Raw genomic sequence first — 17108 nt, 5'->3', positions numbered from 1 at the left:
TCCCTCCTATGGATTTATTTATATCTACTCTAATTTGAAGGCTGTTGAGTATAGGTTATGAAGAGTTCTTTAATTTGGCTTGTATAAATCATCGTATTTGGTAAACCTTTAATGAATTTGTGTAATTATGTATCTTCTACATTCACAACTAAAAATCCTTCTCAGTTTTAGATAATATTTTTTTCATTTCACCAAAAGAGGCCAAAATAAAAAACGCTTACCCTTTTGGATAAGCGTGACTACTCTTGGTTGCGGGGGAAGGACTTGAACCTTCGGCCTTCGGGTTATGAGCCCGACGAGCTACCAACTGCTCCACCCCGCGATATTTAAATTGGTGCCGGAGACCGGAATCGAACCGGTACGGGAGGTAAGTCCCGCAGGATTTTAAGTCCTGTGCGTCTGCCAGTTCCGCCACTCCGGCAACTCTGAAATCCTCTGTTCAAACGACTTTTTTATTATAATATATGTTTTTTCTAATGTCAACACTTTTTTAACGGAAATTTATACCAATCACCATAGATCCTCTGTTTAATATCCTGCTTATTCTGCCGTAAACACTTATAACCTAAAAAGAGACTTTTACCACTAATAAAAGTCTCTTTAATATTTATGCATCATATTTATTACATATTACAAGCATAAAAATGCAATAAAATACCTAGCCCATGGTCATAACCAAAGCTTCACACAATTAACCTTTTCGTCAGGGAAAAACAGAATTACTGGACAAACTTTCTGTATCCTCCGCCGCCCCTCTTTGATTCAAAATTCTTTTTGAGGTCATGCATCTTTTCATCACTATCTTTCATAAATTTAGCAAGACGCTCTTCAAAGGTAAGGTTGGAAGAATGATGATTACTCCAATCCACTTCCTCAGGTTTGGTGGACTTAACAACCGGTCTTTTCGGATCCAAAGCCTTCTTAATAGACAGGCTGATTTTTCCGTTTTTGTCCACAGAAATAATTTTGACCTTAACCGTTTGATTTTCTTTGAGATGAGACTTAATGTCTTTTACGTACTCCTCAGCAACTTCAGAGATGTGAACCAAGCCGGTCTGACCGTTTGAGAGCTGAATGAAAGCTCCGAAATTAGTAATGCCGGAAACTTTGCCCTCAACAATTTTACCTACTTCAACGAGCATAGAATAATTAATCCTCCTGATTAAATAAAGTACTTTGATTATATAATATGATATTGACTTACGTCAAGTATCATGAATTTCTTGAATTAAAGAAATATGGAGGGTAATTAGAATCAGACTACTGATTCACATCAACAAAGACCCTTTCGCCGTTTTTGACCATCCCAAGACTCTCCCGGGCAATCTTCTCATTATACTTCTCAGATGCAACCTCTTCTTTCTGTCTAAGAAGCTTTTCATTAAGCTCTTTTTCCTGTTCTATATTCTGCTCAAGCTGTTTTAACTGTTGCCTCTGCGAATTCATTATAGCCTGTTGCTTCACAAGAACAGTTCCAATATAAAACATCAAAGCTCCAGTTATAATAATTAAACCCCAACTACGCTTTTTTCTTTTGCCCATTTATTGCTCTCTCCCTACTAAAATCGACCTACTGTATAGAATCATTCAACAACATAATGATATAATTCTACGCGTATTAGTAAAATCCTCCTTTCCTATATTTTTTTCCTAATATTCTTTAGTATCCTTCCGGATGCTTTTATTTTGCTTAATTTTCTCTTACTCGCTCCTTTTATCTTTCCGGCACCTCGGGCTACAATTTTATATGCTTTTTTTACCGGCACCCCCAGTATTTTTAGTGCCACCCTTATAGGCAACAACAGAATACCGCAAAGGGTAACAGCTGCTTTATATATTATATTAATAATAAACAAGAATATAGTCATGACTATTTTGCTTAAAAGCAAAGCGTACAGGATAATACCAATGACTATCCCCAATATGAGATAACCTCTTATTTCACCCTCATTACTCCTATAAATGATAGCAAAAAGGGTTAATGCTACAATAATCCAGTAAATAAAGTCCTCAAAATACACAATGAGATTACTTGATCTTATAGCCTTCCTTCTAACCCTGAAAATATCATATATAAATGCTACAATCATGCCTCCTAGGACACAACTAAAAAAAACATATGCCTGATTGCTAACAGATACCCACAATTTAATCACTTATCCTATCTGAACATTTTGGCAAAGAAACCCATTCCTTTTGATCTTCCGTCTTTATCGTTGTACTCACAGCTTGTGATATACCCTTCTATACTAAGCTCTGAGCTTTCCACGCTTAATTTGTTTATATGAAGATCTTCTCCCCGTATGATTAAAAGGCCTAATTCCGTGTCGGCAACAACCATTTCATCATTGAAGCTTTCCACATCCACAACTCCCGAAATGCTGAGCCTTTCTCTATTTTCAAGTATAAGGTTATGCATCCCGGTCTTTTGCATCTTTTTATCTTCAACCATCCTTTACCCCTCCAATCTTATGTTACACTTTTAAATATTTATGCATGTACAATAATAAAAATGACTCTTAACGAACAATTTCCATAGATAAATCACAATCACCCGTAAATGTGATATGCCCTCTTCCAAGTAGACAGGTTAAATATATGAATTAAGTGCTGAAAATTTGAATTTCTTGATTTGATTAAAAGCGAAACCATTTGGCTAACCCAAAAAGCAATGACGAAATTATTTGGTGTTCAAACACCGGCAATTAGTAAACACCTAAAAAATATTTTTGAAGAAGGCGAGCTTTCTGAAGAAGTGGTTGTTTCCAAAATGGAAATAACCACTCAGCACGGTGTAATTCACAATAAAACACAAAGGAGAGAGACAAAATTCTATAATCTTGATGCCATTATTTCAGTTGGTTATGAGTTAATTCACGCGAAGCAACACATTTTAGAATTTAGACAACTGGTGTATTAAAAGAGTATATGATAAAAGGCTTTGCTACGGATGATGAAAGATTGAAGCAGGGTAAAACTGCTTTTGGCAAAGACTATTTTCGTGAACTTCTCGAACGTGCTCGCTCAATCAGAGCGAGCGAAAGGCTTATTTGGCAACAAATCGAGGAAAAATTAAAGCCTGAAGAAACCCGCCGTTTCATGGACAATGCTTTCCGAGACGGAATGCTTAAAACAACCGGTACAGACATTGATAAAATCATGCCTCCTGTATCTCGCTTTGGCGGAGGCAGGGCTGCCAAAAAGCAAGGAATTATTGGAAAGCTGATGATATTTTTTGAGAAGTATTTTGGGTTGATATAGCAAGAATCAATACATCAGACTAAATAAATTGATAGGTTGCTATAGAATAAATACTCTACTCTGAGGTTTGGAAAAAATCGTTTCATCTATTGCTAAAATGACTATGGCTAAATTTACACTTTCAGTAACAAACAATACAGAGTAGTAAAAATACCAGCTACATTAAGCCATTAAGTTTAAATGTGACTGGTATTTTTCTTTTTCCCCGCTTGAAGCTGTTTACTTAAGTTTTTCTTCAATGCCTTTTTTGCATAATTACTTAATAGTATACATTTCTTTTGATTCTGATTTTAAGACGTGTTCACTTATTGCTGTCACTTCAACCCTCGTGGTATTGTTCCCGAACCGAATTTCTATAATGTCTCCTATCTTCACCTCAGCACCGGGTTTTACCACTTTGCCGTTTATCATGACCCTACCCTGTTCACAGGCCTCATTGGCCAATGTACGTCTTTTAATAAGTCTCGAGACTTTAAGGTACTTATCGATTCTCATAATTATAAAATCCCCCCAACCTCTTTCATTTCACTCCAAGAGGTTAAATAAAAAGGCTTCACCCACGGAAGCCCTTTTCTTTTTTATCGGTTTTATTGTTAAACACTTTACTTCATAAAATAAAGTACAAGATGTGTTTTATCGGCTAAATCCTATTTGTTTACTAACTCCTTCAAGCCCTTTCCAACCTTAAACACTGGGGCTTTAGTAGCGGGAATTGTAATTTCTTCTTTTGTCTGAGGATTTCTTCCCTTTCTTTCAGCTCTTTCTTTTACTTCAAAAGAACCGAATCCTACCAACTGGATCTTGTCACCTTTTGAAAGAGCTTCCTCAACACTTTCTATAAAAGCATTAAGGGCTTTTTCCGCATCCTTCTTTGATAATTCACTTTTTTCAGCCATACTTGCTACTAACTCTGTCTTATTCATATACAATCCTCCTGTTTTTTTATATTGGATTTCATTTGAAACTTTTGTTTCTTTATTTAAAATAATTGTCATGCTTTGTAAATCCTAAGTAATGTTTATTCGCTGAAAACTTTGAAATTCCTCCTTTCTTTCCGCATTTTAAGAAAATTTTTCTTATTTTTTTGTCTTAGCTTTATTCCATAGCTCGTCCATTTCCTCAAGGGACATTTCCGTAAGGGTCTTTCCGGATTTTTCGGCCTCTTTCTCAATAAACTCAAATCTTTCTATGAATTTGTTTATCGAACCGACTAACGCAAGTTCCGGCTGAACCTTCAAGAATCTAGATAAATTTACTATGGAAAATAATACATCTCCAAGTTCATCATTTATTCTTGCCACATCTTTACTCTTATATACATCTCTTAATTCGTTTATTTCTTCACAAACCTTTTCAAATACACTATCTGTGTCTTTCCAGTCGAATCCGACCTGACTGGCTTTTTGCTGAACCTTGTAGCTTCTCATCAACGCCGGGAGATTTGAAGGCACATCCTTTAGGACCTCTGTCTGGCTTTTCATTCCTTTTTCTTTTTTCTTTATTTCCTCCCAGTTGGTTAAAACTTCATCGGCGGTGTCCGCTTTATCAGTGCCGAAAACATGGGTGTGCCTGTGTACCATCTTTTTGCAGATACCCGTTATTACGTCATCCATGTCAAATTCCTTATCTTCACTTGCTATTTGAGCATGGAAAACAATCTGCAGCAAAAGGTCACCCAATTCGTCACATAGCCTTTTTTTATCATTTAGATCTATTACCTCAAGAACCTCATATGTCTCTTCGATAAGGTACTTCTTAAGACTTTCGTGGTTTTGCTCCCTATCCCACGGGCACCCGTTTTCACTTCTCAATAGCTTCATAATTTCAAGCAAATCATTAAAGGTATAATTATCCTTTATCATATTATCAGCTCCCTGGCAGTACTTGGTTGTTCTAATTATACCAAATGCGGTCAACAATTGCCATAAGTATATAAAATCGTTGATTTCTAAGGCCAAAAAATAATAAACCTCTTTCATCTCATTCCAAGAGGCCAAACTCCAAAAAATAACAGGCAATCCACAATGGCTACCTGTTATTTTTTGGGAACGTAATCTATCCATATTTACCTCTTTTTTCAAAGAGAACTGCAGTCCAGATATCTATAGGCTACCTCTTATTGTTCCATCTGTTTTCCCAAGAAACCTGCAGCTGTTTGAGCAAGTTTTGCTTCAACTTCACCCATACGAACATCCGGATCTGTTGATAAAAATATTACAGCTCCAATAGGGTCACCTTCTGAAATAATCGGAGTAACTACCTGTGAAGAATATTTTGTTTCTCCTCCTTCATCAGCTAAAATACTTATAGTTTTCTCGTCAGGTGCTTTTACAACAAGAGTAGTTTTTTCTTCTATCACTTTTTCAATTTCTGAACTTAAAGATTTTTCAAGGAATTCTTTCTTTGATGCCCCAGAAACTGCAATTATTGTATCTCTATCTGAAATACAGGTTATATGACCACTTGTTTTATGCAAGGATTCAGCATATTGAGCAGCAAAGTCACTTAATTCACCTATTGGGGAATATTTCTTTAATATTACTTCTCCTTCTCTATCGGTAAATATTTCGAGAGGATCACCTTCTCTAATTCTTAAAGTTCTTCTGATTTCCTTCGGTATTACTACTCTTCCGAGGTCATCTATTCTTCTAACTATTCCAGTTGCTTTCAATTTATTATACCTCCTTTTCTAGTATGTTGTTAGTACAGTTTTAGTATTAATAATTTATTGGAGTTTTATACATTACAGGTGAATTATGATAACTTAAATAATTATCAAAATCTGCATTTGAATATTTTGTGAAGACATGCAAAAAGTGGCTATCTCAAAACAAATATTTTGGAGCAGCGCCCTTTTATTATTAAAGATTTGATATTTTATTCTCGGAATTAAATATTAATAAATAAGTATGTCCATTATGAAACTAATAATTTATCTATATTGCTTTTTGAATTATTGATTTTCTTTTGCCCAAACCATTCTAGTGACATACAAGTATATAGTATAACCTATTCCTTTGATATTATCTCGGCCGAAGGAGGAGTAATAATGACTTTTTGGTTATGGGTAAATATTTTATCGGTATATTCCTTCCCTGCCCAGTTTTTAACAATATCATATGACTTTTTATATATCTCATAATCTTCCGGCTTGTGGGCATCAGATGCTACAAACTGGACCACTTTCAGATCGATAAGTTTTTTTGTAAACTTTTTGACGTTTGAACCATGGATTCCAACTATGCTTGCAGCATCCACCTGAACAAGACAGCCTGTTTCTATCAACTCAATGAATTTCTGCATGTTCCTTACATAGTACATATTCCTTTCCGGATGGGCTATTATAGGAACTATTCCTTCCGAGTGTAGTTTCAAAACAGTTTCATTGATGTTAATCGGCAATATATCAAAAGGCAGCTCAAACAATAAGTACTTTGACTTGTTCAGTGTATATTGTTCTCTTTGCAAAAACACCTCATTAATTGAAGAAATCAGAAATACCTCATAGCCTAGAAATATGTCTATTCCAAAGTCTCTAATTCTAGATTTGACTTTGTAAAAATTTTCTACGACCTTATCTGAGCTATAGATGCTTTTGTTGTAATGGGGGGTAACAATAATTTTGTCCACTCCTATTTTTTCCGCTTCCAATATCATTCTTACAGAATCTTTAATTGTTGAAGGCCCATCATCTACCCCAAAAATAATATGACAGTGTATATCAATCATGTTCTCCCCTCTTTAAACTCTTTAAATTCTTAATTAATCGTGACCACATTTTAATGTATTTCTTTCTGGAATTGTAATAATCATAACTACCATAGTAATTTTTGTATTCCGACTTGCTTATTTTGTTTAAAACAGCGCCTAATATATTGGCATTAGCTTTTACAAGCTGTTCTTTCATCCTTAAAGCGTTTTGACATTTTACTGCGTTTGTTTCAATAACAATAATCGTTCCGTCCACCTGAGCAGCGATGACAGCTGCATCTATAACACTTCCTAAGGGAGGAGTATCGATAATAACTGTATCATAGAGCTTCTCTAATTCTCGAATAAGGTTGCTGAATTTATCAGATGTTATAAGCTCTACGGGATTGTTGGTTTTAATACCGCAGGTTATAAAGTTAAAGCCGGAAATATCGGTTTTATTTATTATTTCTTCAAGTTTTGCCTGCCCTAGTATATAATTGGTAAGGCCTTTCAAATTACTGCTCATAAAATATTTAAAAGGCATTGGTTTACGTATATCGGCATCAACGTATAGAACTCTCATTCCAGCTTTAGCCATGGAAATTCCTAAGTTTATTGATGTTGTTGATTTGCCCTCACCGGGACTATAGCTGGTAATAGCTATAGTTCTGATTTTTCTACTGGATTCACAAAATTGAACATTTGCCCTCAAAACTTTATATGCTTCTTCTACTGTTGGATTTAAATCATACTTAACCACATAGCTAATCTCCGACACTTGTTAGCACCCCCTATTTGATCTTGAATGAAGGTATAGTCCCAAGTACGTTTAGTTCTAAATATGTCCCTATATCTTCCGATGTTTTAATGGTTTCATTTAATATTTCAAACAAATAAAATACACCTATAGTTGCACAAAGGCTTGTCAAAAAAGCTATTGAAGTGTAAAGCAAAGGCTTCGGTTTTACAGGAGTTTTAGGGACCTCGGCGGCGTCAACAATGCTTACATTGGCTATTTTGGTGATGTTTATGGACTTTTTAGCAAACACTTCGCAAATTTTGTTTGAAAGCTCCATACTTCTTACGGGGTACGTATCTTTTACACTGATCTCCAAAACTCTAGTATCATTTTTTGAGGTTACAGTAATATTTTTAGACAATTCATCCGGAGAAATATCGGTTATTTTCAGCTCTTCCAATGCTGTTTTAACAATTTGCTTGCTTTTTATAAGCTCTCTATAGTCTTTAACCAATTGTTGATTTTTCAGCAATTCATTATAAGTTACATCCTCTTCGGAAACCGTATTTTGACTGATTATATAGAGGGTTGAAGAAGCCTCATATACCGGAGAAATGAAAAACACGCTTCCCAAAGCAGTAATAACAGACACAAGAATTGGAATCAATATAATAAATACGAATTTTTTTCTTATCATTATCAAAAACTGTTTAAGCTCCACTAAGAATCACCTTTTCAAAATTATTGATTTCAAATTGATCATATTTAATAGTATTCTGTTCAAATAAAAAAATTACCATGTCAATGTAGATGTTAAGGGTCAAATACTCAAGCCGCAGTTATAAACTATTGCAGAGCATAAGATGCGGCTTGAGTTTATATACTTTAATTTCTAGCCTTCAGTTTTGCTGTTTCGTATCCAGAATATTTTTGCCAGAATTCCGGATATGACTCCAAGTATTATTGCCACTATAACACTAAGGATTCCGTATTTAAGAGTAAAATGCAAACAGCCAAAATGCTCAAAAAGGTCTTCTACCGTATAAACATCATTGAAAATGCGCAGCCCGATAAGGTTGATTATAAAAATGAGCAAATCAAATATCAGAGCAGAGGCTACTATTGTCCTTTGTCTTACTCGAGATAGCCAGTTATAGAACCACTCAGAGACCAGTCCCGGAACCAGAATCATCAAAAAGTAAATAATAGCACCTAATATTTCCATATTTTATTCTCCTTTCCATGTGATACGATTACTCTACTCTATAATACTCTAAAGGCAGATTTATGGTTCCATACATTGACAAAAAATAATTGGTCCAATCCCCAAAAGCGCCTTACAATTCGCAGTACTTAAAGCTCTTATACATTTCTAAGTTCAAAAAATGTAAATCAATTTCTTATAATGATAATTATTAAGTTTTTTAATTAACATCTATTATCAATCTTACATAATATGAAGCATACTACTTATTAAAAATGCACTATAAAGACATATATGTCTTATTTTTAATTTAAAGAAATTTTTATGCAAACTAATAATTTTCTTTGAACTTGAGAGCTATAAGCCGCTTTTATGTAGCTTCTGTAATTGGGAGGTTTAGATATGAAGAATTTAAACAATAGAGTATGTCTTCTTACAGATTGTTTATTTGTAAACATGGCTTTATTCATCGGACTTATGATCAGGTTTGATGCAAACATTCCCGAAGCCTTATTTGGAATAGTCCCCTTAAATTTCATCATTACAACTTTAATAAGTCTGTTAGTATTCAACATATTTGGCATGTACTCAATGCTATGGAGCTACGCTAGTGTTGAGGAGCTTGTAAAAATATTTTTGGCAACGCTAACATCAACAGTTGTACAATTTCTCTTGGCAGCATACTTTAATGTGTTATTCCCTGTTTCCGTATACATTATTGGCTGGACAATTACATTTTATTTGGTAGGAGGAGTCAGATTTATCGGCAGAATAACGAAAAGTATAAGCATAAGAACGAGAAAAAGCATACACAAAAAAAGAATAATGATTATAGGTGCCGGTGAAGCTGCTTCGCTACTGATTAAGGAAATGAAGAATAATAAGCGCAGCACTTATGAACCGGTGGTTGCGATTGACGATGACCACCAAAAACACCATACCCACATAAATGGTGTTCCTGTTATAGGGGGCAGAGAAAAAATCATAAAGACTGCGATGGATATGTCAGTAGAAGAAATAGTTTTAGCCATACCTTCAATCACAAGAAAAGAAACGCTGGAAATTATAGATATATGCCAAAAGACAGGTTGCAAGCTAAAGGTGTTGCCCAGTGTATATAGCCTTGTAAATGGAGAAGTAAGCATTAAGGAAATAAGAGATGTTACAGTTGAGAATCTCTTGCAAAGAGATGAAATCTCACTTTCCATAGAAGAAATCTCCGGCTATCTTAAAGGTGAAACCATTTTAGTTACCGGTGGAGGAGGCTCTATTGGCTCTGAACTTTGTAGACAAATAGCATCCTACGAACCCAAAAGCCTTCTAGTATTTGATATATACGAAAATAATGCTTATGAACTTCAAAATGAACTCCTACAGAAATATAATGATCAACTGGATATTAAAGTGATAATAGGTTCCATACGGGATAAAAAAAGATTGGATCATGTGTTTTCAAAGTATAAACCGACCATCGTGTTCCATGCGGCAGCTCACAAGCATGTTCCGCTTATGGAATTTAGTCCCCAGGAGGCTGTTAAGAATAATGTTTTCGGTACATTAAACCTTGCAGAATATGCCCATCAATACAACTGTAAAAAATTCGTACTTATATCAACCGATAAAGCGGTTAATCCAACAAGTATAATGGGAGCAACCAAAAGAATTGCTGAGCTCATTATTCAATATATGAATAGCATAAGCAAAACAAAATTTTCTGCTGTAAGGTTTGGCAATGTGTTAGATAGTAATGGCAGTGTTATTCCCCTTTTCAAAAAGCAAATTGAATATGGAGGTCCTATAACAATAACCCATCCCGAAGTGACTCGGTATTTTATGACCATCCCGGAGGCGGTAAGCCTTGTTATACAATCCGGAGCGATGATGGACGGTGGAGAAATCTTTATACTTGATATGGGTAAACCGGTTAAGATTATTAACCTCGCCAGATCGTTAATTTCTTTATCGGGATTAAAACCGGATATTGATATTGAAATTAAATACGTTGGACTAAGACCTGGGGAAAAACTGTATGAGGAGCTGCTTATTTCAGAGGATGGAGTACTCATAACAAAGAATGACAAAATCTTCATAGAAAAGAGCAAGTTGATTGACTTTGATAAGTATATGCAGGAAATAAAAAAGTTTGAGTTTGAAAATTTGGAGGATACCGAAAAAGTAATAAGTTTTATAAAAGAGTTAGTACCCACCTATCAGAATAATTTGTAACCGAAACTAAAGGGGTTGCATATTATGATAATAAAAATGAGGGGTTAGAAATACAAAAGTCCATGTTCTCAAACTGATATACATAAAGATAAGCCAATTCTATTGTTGAGAAAATCTTGAGAAACCAATCCCAGTAATTGATAAATGTTAAAAATCAATTCTAACAGGACCTTTTTAGAATGACCTTTTGGTAGGAAGGATGACCGAAATGGCTTTGAATCTTATGTATATCACTAATGAAATTGAGATTGCCAAAATAGCTGAAAGAGCAGGCGTTGATTGGATATTTGTTGATTTAGAGATTAACGGTAAAGAGGAAAGGCAAGGTCATCTTGATACTGTTATTTCAAAACATAAGATTAGTGACGTAAAAAAAATTAAATCAGTACTGAAGAAGTCTAAGCTTTTGGTCCGTGTTAATCCGATATTCGAGGGCTCAAAGTATGAGATTGATTCAGTAATAGAATATGGAGCAGATATTGTGATGCTCCCGTTTTTCAGGACTAAGGAAGATGTTCGCAAATTCATTGATTATGTTAACAACAGAGCGAAAGTTATGCTTTTACTTGAAACTCCAGAAGCAGTTGACAATATTGATTCCATCCTCAATGAAAGCGGAATAGATTATATTCATATAGGACTCAATGATTTGCATTTGGGTTATAGAATGAAATTTATGTTTGAGCTGTTATCCAATGGTACCGTTGAAATGCTTTGCAAGAAAATCAAACAGAAATCAATTCCTTACGGATTTGGAGGAATCGCTCGAATAAGGAGCGGCCTTTTGCCGGCTGAAAACATACTTGCCGAGCACTACCGATTAGGCTCTAGCATGGTTATTCTTTCAAGGAGCTTTTACAGTATAAAAGAATCCACTAATCTGGATATCGCTGATAAAACTTTCACGGATGGTATCACTGCTATAAGAGAATATGAAACGGAACTTTCCTTAAAAAGCGATGAGTTTTTTCAGCAAAACAAGATAAAGTTGAAAACGCTGGTAGACAAAATAGCAAATTCTTGCGTGGTAGATTGAGGGGTTATAAATGCAAATTGATGTAAAACAAGATGAACCTTTCTTAAAAACTGTTTATAAACTTTTAATAAAAAGAATTATAGATATTTTTGTATCAGCAACAGTTCTAATGCTATTAATGCCTTTGTTTATTATTATTGGCATTTTGATAAAGATAGACTCTCAAGGGCCCATTATTTACAAACAAAAGAGAGTCGGCAAAGGCGGAAAAGATTTTTATGTATACAAGTTTAGAACAATGTATTCAAATGCAGACAAAATCGGGCCCACGATTACAAAAGAAGGAGACTGTAGAATAACAAGATTCGGTAAAGTTCTAAGGAAACTGAGTTTAGATGAATTACCGCAAATGTTTAATGTACTTTTAGGTCAAATGAGTCTAATCGGTTATAGGCCTGGAGTAAGAGAGAATTACAGCGAAGCTGACCTAAAAAGCAGAATTTTCGATTTACAACCGGGTATAACAGGTTACGCCCAAGTTATGGGTAGAAGTGCTTTGACAACGGAGGAAAAAAGAAATTGGGAACTAAAATATGTTGAAGACATTTCCTTTACAGTAGATCTAAAAATATTTTTGCTCACAATTAAAAAGGTTGTAGCAAGAGAAGCAGCATATTAGAAGGGGGTTAAGTCTTTGAAGCCTTGTATTGGGTTAATAGCCGGTCATAGTGGTGATTCCCTTACAGATATATTAAAAAGAAAGGGATATGGAGTTGCTATTGTAGGAGGGGCTAAAAATGAACCCGGAATGGATAAAGCTGATTTTATATTAGTTGAAGATTTGTCTAGACCTAGGGAGATTATCAGTTTTTTTAAAGAGCATGAAGTTAATAAGGTTATTATAGGAACAGGACATTACAAAGCTATTGTGCTATCGAATGCTTTAGAAAGAAGCGGATTTAAGACTAATATCAACTATTCAAACAGTATTTTAGCGAAAGATAAACTTAAATTTAAAGAGGAACTTCTGAGAATAAATATAGCTACCCCTAAATATTTGAGTATTGATGTTAATGAGAATATTTCAATCGATGAGATAACCGGCAAAATTGCTGTTCCTTGTGTTGTGAAATCTACCATTGATGCTGTTCAACCGGTAAAGGTAAACTCAGCAATCGAACTTAAAGAAGCCATTGAAAATGTGAAGGCTACCAACACTGTTGTAATGATTGAAGAATATATCAAGGGTAATGATTGTACTGTTGCTGTAGAAAGCGATGGTAAGAATGTTCGTAGTCTGGGAGTGACATATTACAGCAAAGCTAAGGAATACAAGCTAAAGGGTTTTGATGAGGCTTACTCTAGAAAGATGTCGGAGGATAAAGAAGCAGAGCTTAATAAGGTGGCCATTCAGATTGTTAAACAATTAGGTTTTACCGGCTTATTACGAATTGATTTTATTATTGCTGAAAATAGCGAAGAAATCTATGTATTGGAGTTAAATACAGTAATTGTAACAGGATATAAAGGTAGTGCATATCCCTTCTTTAAGGAACAAGGAATAGACATTGCAGAAGTTATGATATCAAATTCCCTCAAATTACTGGGATTGGAGAAGGAAGTATGAACAAAGTTTTCTTTGTGACTTATGGTGGGGGCCATGTAAGAAGTATAATTCCGGTTATTAAAGAATTAAAATCAAGAAATCATGAAGTTTCTGTTCTTGGATTGACAAGTAGCGTGAAGGATTTAAAAAAACAGGAAATTATATTTAACGGCATTAAGGATTATTTGAATTTATTCAAAGATGAAGATGTGCAAAAGATTCTTGAATATGGAGATATGTTTATTAATGAATCTTTTGATACTGATTCAGGTTTAGATAAGCTGGAAATTAAATTGTATTTAGGGATGAATTTGTGGGATTTATCTATTCAATTGGGCAATTTTAAAGAAGCATTAAAGCTATTTAAGCAGAGCGGTAGAAGTTGTTTTTTCCCTATTAATTCAATGGAAAAGATATTAAGCTATGAAAAGCCGGATGTGACTGTGGTTACGTGCGGAAAAAGGGCTGAAAAGGCTGCTGCCTTTAGTGCCAATAAAATGGGTATAAATGTAGTCCGTATAGTGGATCTTTTAAAAGAAAATTGGAGAATTCCATACAAAGCAAAGGTATGTGTATTGAATGATTATGCCAAAGCAAGCATACTTTCAAGCAATAAAGACTTAGACGAGCAAAACGTGTTTGTTACCGGTCAACCGAATATCGAATTGAATTACACAAAAGAGCTGCTGGATGACTTTATAGAGAAGTATAATCTTGATAAATTTGATAAAGTTATTTCTTTCTTTTCCCAACCCAACATAGCTTATAGAGATGAGGTTCTGGTTGGATTTATTGAATTATTGCAAAAGCGAAGAAACTTTATGGGTATTTGGAAAATCCACCCGAATGAGCAGTTGGATTTATATAAAAAATATATAGATATATTGCCCTCTAATTTATTGATTCTAAAAGAAGAGGATACTAATTTGATTTTAAAGGAGTCTGATTTGGTAATTACCTTTTTCTCTACCGTTGGATTACAAGCCATAGCTGCAGATAAACCTCTTATAACCGTTAATTTTTCAAAAACCCCACATCCGGTAGAATATGACAAGCTAGGTTGTGCCCTTCTTGTTAAAAATATTGCAGAATTTGAGGATGCTATAAATCTTTTGATTGAAAACAGCAATTTACATGCCCATTTCCATGAAGCAAGAAAAAAACTGATGCCGCCTAGGAAAGCGGCGGAAAACATTGCTAATGTTATTGAGTATTCATAAAGGAGATAAAAAGATGAGCAAGATTCTAGTAACCGGTGCCGACGGCTTTATTGGAAGTCATTTGACAGAGGAATTGGTAACACAGGGATATAAAGTTAAGGCTTTTGTATACTATAATTCTTTTAATTCTTGGGGATGGTTGGATACCTTACCTAAAGAAATTATGAAAGAAATAGAAGTATTTACGGGAGACATTCGGGATCCTAATGGCGTTCGAGAAGCAATGAAGGGAATGGATAAAGTTTTTCACCTTGCGGCATTAATAGCTATTCCATTTAGTTATCATTCTCCGGATGCCTATGTAGATACAAATATAAAGGGTACTTTAAATGTGCTTCAAGCAGCCAGAATCCTCGATACATCAAGACTGTTCATTACCTCTACATCAGAAGTATATGGAACAGCTCAATATGTTCCCATAGATGAACATCACCCCTATCAGGGACAGTCTCCATATTCCGCAACAAAGATAGGTGCAGATAGACTGGCCGAAGCTTTTTATAGGAGCTTTAATATACCAATAACAATAGTCAGACCGTTTAATACATATGGACCAAGACAATCAGCCAGAGCTGTCATACCCACAATTATAACCCAGCTTCTTTCGGGAAAAGAAGAGATTAAACTTGGTTCATTAACTCCCACAAGAGACTTTAATTATGTTAAAGATACTGTAAACGGATTCATTGAAATATCAAAAACAGATAAAACCATAGGTGAAGAAATCAATATTGCAACCCAACAAGAGATATCCATCGGTGATCTGGCTGAGGAATTGATTAGACAAATTAATCCAAAGGCAAAAATCGTCTGTGATAAACAAAGATTAAGGCCTGAAAAGAGCGAAGTTAACAGGCTGTTGGGTTCCAATGAAAAGCTAAAGAAACTTACAAATTGGAAGCAAAATTATACTCTTGAGCAAGGTCTGGCAGAGACAATTGAGTTCATTAGATGCAATTCAGACAAGTACAAAACAGACCTTTATAACATATGATAGGGAGGTGCAAAAGTGAGTAAGGAATTCCTACCTTTATCAATCCCCAACTTGAAAGGGAAGGAAATTGAATATGTCACAAATGCCGTTAAAACTGGGTGGGTTTCAACCGCTGGACCTTATGTGACTGACTTTGAATCAAAAGTCTCGCAGTATGTGAACAGCAAAGGTGCAGTTTCCTGCCAAAACGGAACATCCGGACTTCACATAGCCTTTCTGGTTTGTGGCATCTCAAAAGATTGTGAAGTCATTGTTCCAACTCTTACATTTATTGCTGCGGTAAATCCGGTAAAATATGCCGGTGCCGAACCGGTATTTATGGACTGTGACGATTCCCTTACCATGGATGTGGCCAAACTTAAAGCTTTTTTTGAAAATGAATGCAGTTTCAAGGATGGAAAACTCATAAACAAGACTACAAAAAAGCCTATAAAGGCAATATTAGTGGTGCATATATTTGGCAATATGGCTGACATGGAAGGCATTATGGAGCTTTCTCAAAAATACAATTTAAAAGTCATTGAAGATGCAACGGAAGCCCTTGGAACTTACTATATTGACGGAAAATATAAGGGCAAGTATGCCGGAACCATCGGTGATGTAGGTGTATATTCCTTTAACGGAAACAAAATTATCACCACCGGCGGCGGCGGTATGATTGTTTCAAATAATGAAGATATTCTTAAAAAGGCAAAGCATCTCACAACCCAGGCAAAGTGCGATGAGCTCTACTTTATTCACGACGATATTGGCTATAACTATCGAATGACAAATATTCAAGCGGCAATGGGACTGGCACAATTAGAGCAAATTGAACATTTTATAAATACAAAGAGAAAAAGCTATGAACTTTATAAGGGGGAAATAAGCAAAATTCATGGATTAAGAATGTTGGAATTTAAGGACAATATAAGGCCCAATTATTGGTTTTATTCTTTATATATAGATAAAAATTACCCCCTAAACAGAGATCAACTAATTGAATGCTTAGCATCGAAGCAAATTCAAACAAGACCAATATGGGGACTTATTAGTGAGCAAAAACCCTATAAAACAAGCCAATCATATAAAATTGAGAAAGCATTTGAATATTTAGAGCATGTAGTTAACATTCCTTGCAGCTCAAATCTTAGAAGAGAAGATGTAGAGTATGTAGTTGAATGCTTAAAACAACTAGAGGTATAGAAAA

At 35.0% G+C, this 17108-nt stretch carries 21 protein-coding genes and 2 tRNA genes; 9 read left to right on the top strand and 14 right to left on the bottom strand.

Translation table 11 applies throughout. From position 1 onward, the window contains the following. Positions 1-246: 246 nt before the first annotated feature. The 6 genes from EFD62_RS07130 to yabP form a co-directional block, all read right to left on the bottom strand. Positions 247-322, bottom strand: a tRNA-Met gene (locus EFD62_RS07130). A gap of 10 nt (positions 323-332) precedes the next feature. Further along, positions 333-421 (bottom strand) — tRNA-Leu (locus EFD62_RS07125). A 298-nt stretch (positions 422-719) separates the two neighbouring features. Beyond that, positions 720-1142, bottom strand: coding sequence for a S1 RNA-binding domain-containing protein (locus tag EFD62_RS07120; protein ID WP_069195702.1), 423 nt, complete (start codon positions 1140-1142; stop codon positions 720-722). 118 nt (positions 1143-1260) lie between these two features. Continuing rightward, positions 1261-1542 (bottom strand): FtsB family cell division protein, encoded by a 282-nt coding sequence (locus tag EFD62_RS07115; RefSeq protein ID WP_069195701.1) that lies wholly within the window; start codon positions 1540-1542, stop codon positions 1261-1263. Between the two features lie 95 nt (positions 1543-1637). Beyond that, the gene (yabQ, locus tag EFD62_RS07110) at positions 1638-2156 is read right to left on the bottom strand and encodes a spore cortex biosynthesis protein YabQ (RefSeq protein WP_268919958.1); all 519 of its coding nucleotides are present in this window, start codon (positions 2154-2156) and stop codon (positions 1638-1640) included. Positions 2157-2161: 5 nt separating this feature from the next. After that, positions 2162-2452, bottom strand: coding sequence for a sporulation protein YabP (yabP, locus tag EFD62_RS07105; RefSeq protein ID WP_069195699.1), 291 nt, complete (start codon positions 2450-2452; stop codon positions 2162-2164). 180 nt (positions 2453-2632) lie between these two features. Here yabP and EFD62_RS17840 point away from each other — a divergent pair, with 180 nt between their 5' ends. Together EFD62_RS17840 and EFD62_RS18310 are read left to right on the top strand one after the other, a co-directional pair. Next, a complete protein-coding gene (locus EFD62_RS17840; protein WP_407921085.1) occupies positions 2633-2920 on the top strand; it encodes a hypothetical protein in 288 nt (95 codons plus the stop codon). An 8-nt stretch (positions 2921-2928) separates the two neighbouring features. Further along, complete coding sequence (locus EFD62_RS18310; RefSeq protein ID WP_069195698.1) at positions 2929-3261, top strand: type I restriction endonuclease subunit R, EcoR124 family; 333 nt, start codon at positions 2929-2931, stop codon at positions 3259-3261. Between the two features lie 255 nt (positions 3262-3516). Here EFD62_RS18310 and EFD62_RS07090 read toward each other — a convergent pair whose 3' ends face one another. From EFD62_RS07090 to EFD62_RS07055, 8 genes are all read right to left on the bottom strand, one after another. Beyond that, on the bottom strand, positions 3517-3756 hold the full coding sequence (locus EFD62_RS07090; RefSeq protein WP_069195697.1) for an RNA-binding S4 domain-containing protein: 240 nt from the start codon (positions 3754-3756) through the stop codon (positions 3517-3519). Positions 3757-3908: 152 nt separating this feature from the next. Then, positions 3909-4184, bottom strand: a complete 276-nt coding sequence (locus EFD62_RS07085) for an HU family DNA-binding protein (protein ID WP_069196399.1) — start codon at positions 4182-4184, stop codon at positions 3909-3911. A 153-nt stretch (positions 4185-4337) separates the two neighbouring features. Next, complete coding sequence (gene mazG, locus EFD62_RS07080; RefSeq protein WP_069196398.1) at positions 4338-5123, bottom strand: nucleoside triphosphate pyrophosphohydrolase; 786 nt, start codon at positions 5121-5123, stop codon at positions 4338-4340. Positions 5124-5377: 254 nt separating this feature from the next. Next, positions 5378-5932 carry a stage V sporulation protein T gene (gene spoVT / locus EFD62_RS07075; protein WP_069195696.1) on the bottom strand — a complete coding sequence of 185 codons (555 nt, stop codon included), beginning with the start codon at positions 5930-5932 and terminating at the stop codon, positions 5378-5380. A 338-nt stretch (positions 5933-6270) separates the two neighbouring features. Next, the gene (locus EFD62_RS07070; protein WP_069195695.1) at positions 6271-6990 is read right to left on the bottom strand and encodes a tyrosine-protein phosphatase; all 720 of its coding nucleotides are present in this window, start codon (positions 6988-6990) and stop codon (positions 6271-6273) included. Continuing rightward, positions 6983-7732, bottom strand: coding sequence for a CpsD/CapB family tyrosine-protein kinase (locus tag EFD62_RS07065; RefSeq protein WP_069195694.1), 750 nt, complete (start codon positions 7730-7732; stop codon positions 6983-6985). The genes EFD62_RS07070 and EFD62_RS07065 overlap by 8 nt, the downstream gene beginning before the upstream one ends. A gap of 13 nt (positions 7733-7745) precedes the next feature. After that, the gene (locus EFD62_RS07060) at positions 7746-8414 is read right to left on the bottom strand and encodes a YveK family protein (protein ID WP_170176845.1); all 669 of its coding nucleotides are present in this window, start codon (positions 8412-8414) and stop codon (positions 7746-7748) included. A 171-nt stretch (positions 8415-8585) separates the two neighbouring features. Continuing rightward, positions 8586-8918, bottom strand: coding sequence for a hypothetical protein (locus tag EFD62_RS07055; protein WP_069195693.1), 333 nt, complete (start codon positions 8916-8918; stop codon positions 8586-8588). 381 nt (positions 8919-9299) lie between these two features. On the opposite strand from EFD62_RS07055, the gene EFD62_RS07050 reads away from it, so the two are divergent. From EFD62_RS07050 to EFD62_RS07020, 7 genes are all read left to right on the top strand, one after another. Next, entirely contained in the window at positions 9300-11123 is a 1824-nt protein-coding gene (locus EFD62_RS07050) for a nucleoside-diphosphate sugar epimerase/dehydratase (RefSeq protein ID WP_069195692.1), read from the top strand. Positions 11124-11331: 208 nt separating this feature from the next. Continuing rightward, positions 11332-12159: an aldolase/citrate lyase family protein gene (locus EFD62_RS07045; protein ID WP_069195691.1), complete on the top strand. Its 828-nt coding sequence runs from the start codon at positions 11332-11334 to the stop codon at positions 12157-12159. Between the two features lie 10 nt (positions 12160-12169). Beyond that, a complete protein-coding gene (locus EFD62_RS07040; protein WP_069195690.1) occupies positions 12170-12778 on the top strand; it encodes a sugar transferase in 609 nt (202 codons plus the stop codon). Positions 12779-12793: 15 nt separating this feature from the next. After that, positions 12794-13726, top strand: coding sequence for an ATP-grasp domain-containing protein (locus EFD62_RS07035; RefSeq protein WP_069195689.1), 933 nt, complete (start codon positions 12794-12796; stop codon positions 13724-13726). Next, on the top strand, positions 13723-14925 hold the full coding sequence (locus EFD62_RS07030; protein WP_128705906.1) for a glycosyltransferase family protein: 1203 nt from the start codon (positions 13723-13725) through the stop codon (positions 14923-14925). Before EFD62_RS07035 ends, EFD62_RS07030 begins: the two co-directional genes overlap by 4 nt. Before the next feature lie 13 nt (positions 14926-14938). Then, the gene (locus EFD62_RS07025; RefSeq protein WP_069195687.1) at positions 14939-15919 is read left to right on the top strand and encodes an NAD-dependent 4,6-dehydratase LegB; all 981 of its coding nucleotides are present in this window, start codon (positions 14939-14941) and stop codon (positions 15917-15919) included. A 15-nt stretch (positions 15920-15934) separates the two neighbouring features. After that, the gene (locus EFD62_RS07020; RefSeq protein ID WP_128705905.1) at positions 15935-17104 is read left to right on the top strand and encodes a LegC family aminotransferase; all 1170 of its coding nucleotides are present in this window, start codon (positions 15935-15937) and stop codon (positions 17102-17104) included. Positions 17105-17108: the final 4 nt, after the last annotated feature.

This window comes from Acetivibrio mesophilus, assembly GCF_004102745.1.
Taxonomy (GTDB): domain Bacteria; phylum Bacillota; class Clostridia; order Acetivibrionales; family Acetivibrionaceae; genus Hungateiclostridium; species Hungateiclostridium mesophilum.
This window is presented reverse-complemented; position numbering and strand designations above follow the sequence as displayed.